Annotated in this window: 5 protein-coding genes; 1 reads left to right on the plus strand and 4 read right to left on the minus strand. The window is 58.2% G+C overall.

All coding sequences use genetic code 11. The features are described 5' to 3' along the window. Window positions 1-227 (plus strand): MtrB/PioB family outer membrane beta-barrel protein (locus tag KBF66_RS19280; protein ID WP_296661348.1); only part of this gene is annotated, 227 nt, incomplete at its 5' end. 42 nt (window positions 228-269) lie between these two features. Here the strand turns inward: KBF66_RS19280 and KBF66_RS19285 are convergent. The 4 genes from KBF66_RS19285 to KBF66_RS19300 form a co-directional block, all read right to left on the minus strand. Then, complete coding sequence (locus KBF66_RS19285) at window positions 270-1,592, minus strand: TolC family outer membrane protein (RefSeq protein ID WP_296661350.1); 1,323 nt, start codon at window positions 1,590-1,592, stop codon at window positions 270-272. A gap of 69 nt (window positions 1,593-1,661) precedes the next feature. Next, entirely contained in the window at window positions 1,662-2,003 is a 342-nt protein-coding gene (locus KBF66_RS19290) for a rhodanese-like domain-containing protein (protein WP_296661353.1), read from the minus strand. 1 nt (window position 2,004) lies between these two features. Next, on the minus strand, window positions 2,005-2,631 hold the full coding sequence (locus tag KBF66_RS19295) for a protein-L-isoaspartate O-methyltransferase (RefSeq protein ID WP_296661356.1): 627 nt from the start codon (window positions 2,629-2,631) through the stop codon (window positions 2,005-2,007). A gap of 92 nt (window positions 2,632-2,723) precedes the next feature. Then, on the minus strand, window positions 2,724-3,193 hold a 470-nt coding region (locus KBF66_RS19300; protein WP_296661354.1), incomplete at its 5' end, for an efflux RND transporter permease subunit.

Here is a 3,193-nt window from a genome sequence, read left to right on the forward strand (position 1 = left end):
CTGACATCGTGCTACGTCAAAGTGTTCTGAAGCTCTTTGGCAAGTACGCGCTGGATAAACGCTCCGCCATCCGCGTGGACTTTATTCATCAGAACACCCATTTCAACGATTGGTCATGGGCGTACAACGGTGTTCCTTACACCTACTCCGATGGCACCACGGTCACCCAGCAGGAGCGTCAAAGCGCCAGTTTTATTGGTATCAGTTACGTCTACCAGTTGCCATGACAAACAGCTTGGTGTCACCAGGGCCGCTGGGCCTGGTGCACCTCAAGGGGCAATCAGCGCATTAAGCCCTTGCAGGTCATCGGCGCTGAGGGTGCCATTGGCCTGGCGCAGTTTCAGGCTACCGACCAGTACGTCGTAACGCGCCTTGGCGAGCTTGGCCTTGGTGTCAAAAAGCTGGCTTTGTGAATTAAGCACATCGATATTGATGCGCACCCCCACCTGGTAGCCCAGTTTGTTGGCTTCGAGTGCACTTTGGCTTGAGGCTTCAGCCGCCTCCAGCGCCTTCACCTGGCCAAGCCCAGACTGAACACCAAAAAAAGCGGTACGTGTGGCCTGGGCGACGGCGCGGCGGGCACCTTCCAGATCGGTGCTGGCCTTTTCTTCCAGCGCTAGAGTTTCCTTGATGCGGTTTTGTGTGGCGTAACCAGCAAACAGGGGCAAGTTGAATGCCAACCCGACGGCAGCCACATTGCTACGGTAATCTTGCGTGGTGCTGGATGATCCATTGTTTTGGGTGATGTTGTAGCTGCCTGTCAGGTCCAGCGTCGGCAAATGCCCGGCCTTTGCCTTTTGGGTCTCAAGCTGCGCCACCTCAAGGGCCAACTGTGCCTGCAGGACGTTGGGGTGCTTTTCCTGGGCCAGCGCAACCCAGACACCAACGTCCGCCGGGCTGACCGGACTGATGCCCGCAGACGCTTTCAGCGGTTTTGGTGCAGCATCAAGTTTGCCAGTGAGTTGGTCAAGCGCAAGTTTTTTGACCCGCAGGTCGTTGTCGGCGGCGATCTCCTGCGCGATCACCAGATCGTACTTGGCCTGAGCTTCCCGGGTGTCGGTGATGGTGGAGGTGCCGACTTCAAAGTTGCGTTTTGCCGACGCCAGTTGTTCGGAGACCGCTGCTTTTTGTGCCTTGATGAAGGTCAGGGTCTCGGAAGAAGCCAACACGTCGAAATACCCTTGACTAACCCGCACGATCAGGTCTTGCTCGGCTGCTGTCAATTGGGCTTTAGCAATTTCGATCAGTTTGGAACCCTGTTGGGCTGTGGCACGGTTGGCCGGGCGATAAAGAGGCTGGGAGCCACTCACCGTGGCAGACTGGCTGCCAAAACCACCCCGATCAAAACCGCTGGAATCACTTGAAACATGGGTGCGGTTGATGCCCATCGCCAGATTGGCACTGGGCAAAATGGCTGCCTGCGCCTGGTCGGCTTTGGCCAGATTGGCGTCGTACTGCAGGCGCGCCGACTGATAGCCGGCATCAAAGCCGCGCGCCGCTTCATACAAGTCACTGAGGTTTTGGGCCATTGCCGGTCCAGATAACGCGCTGGCCATGACCAAAAGAAGTGGATGCAGACGGAAAGTGTTCATGGTGAGCGCAGAAGTGGAGGGCAAAAAGGGGAAATGAATCTGAATGCGATGATGACCGGGTTCGCTGGGCTAATAGCGAGGTACGGTCGGGTCAAGTTCCGCCGACCAGGCGTAAATGCCTCCGGCAATGTTGGCGACATGATCAAAGCCACGGGCTTTCAGAAAACTTGCGACCTGCATGCTGCGCCCGCCGTGATGACACAAGCAGGCGACGGGTCGGCGCGGGTCAAGTTCGTGCAGGCGCGGCGGGATCACGCCCATCGGGATGCTGATCAGCTCGAACCCTTCGGCCTTGACACTCGACATGCGAAGTTCATAGGGCTCGCGTACGTCAAGCACCACCGGCTGGCCGTGCTCACGCACCGACTCGAGCCAGTCGGCAAGCTGCGCCGGTCGGATCTGAGTCAACATGTCAGAACTTGAATCCTGAGGGTTGCGGAAAGTTTTGCAGGCGCGGCGCGTTGTCGTCCCACTTCTCGTCGGTCTTGAAGTTGTTTTCACTGGTGCGGGTGATCACGCAGGCATGCATGATGGGCTCGTCACCCACAATCCCGACCAGACGCCCGCCAATCTTGAGTTGCGCCAGCAAGGTGTGGGGTACTTCAGCCACAGACCCACCCAGAAGAATGACGTCGAACGGCCCGTCGGCGGGTGCTCCACCAGAGCCGTCAGCCTGGCGTATTTCAGCGTTACGCACACCCGCATTTTGCAGATTGGCTCGCGCAGAGTCCGCCAGCTCGGCGTCCATTTCCAAGGAAATCACCCGCTGCGCCTGGTTGGCCAGCAATGCAGTCATAAAACCTGACCCAGCGCCGATCTCGAGTACCTTGTCGCTGGGTTGAACGGCAGCATCCTGCAGCAGGCGAGCTTGCACACGTGGCGGCAACATGGACTGGCCGGACGCCAATGGAATCGCCATATCCGCAAAAGCCATCCCTTTGTAGCTGGCCGGTACAAATTCTTCGCGCTTGACTTTGGAAAGCAGTCCGAGCACGGCAGCATCTGCCACGTCCCAGGGGCGAATTTGTTGCTCAATCATGTTGTAGCGGGCTTGTTCAAAGTTTTGCAGGTTCACTTCTTACTCCGGGGGGTATGGTAGCGTTGGTGTTTCAATTTTAGCTGTCGGCGGGATCATTCACCGACGCGGTCTGTGGCCTTTACCAAGGATTTACGGTAACAAGTGCGCAGCCACAGCGCCAGATCGTCCATGTAGCAGTACACCACCGGCACCACCACCAGCGTCAGCAGCGATGAGGTGATGACGCCGCCAATCACCGCCTGCCCCATGGGTGCGCGCATCTCGGCACCTTCGGACAGCGCAAAGGCCAGCGGCACCATGCCAAAGATCATCGCCAGCGTGGTCATCAGAATCGGCCGCAGCCGCACGCGGGCGGCCAGCAGCAGGGCCTGATGGCGCGGCAGGCCAGGTACCGTGCGACCCAGGTCGTCGGTGTGTTCGCTGCGCGCGCGAATGGCAAAGTCCACCAGCAAAATCGCATTCTTGGTGACCAGGCCCATCAGCATCACGACGCCAATCACCGAGAACATCGACAAGGTCGAGTTAAACATCAATAGCGCCAGCACCACACCAATCAAGGTCA

This window comes from Rhodoferax sp., from assembly GCF_018063565.1.
GTDB lineage: Bacteria > Pseudomonadota > Gammaproteobacteria > Burkholderiales > Burkholderiaceae_C > Rhodoferax.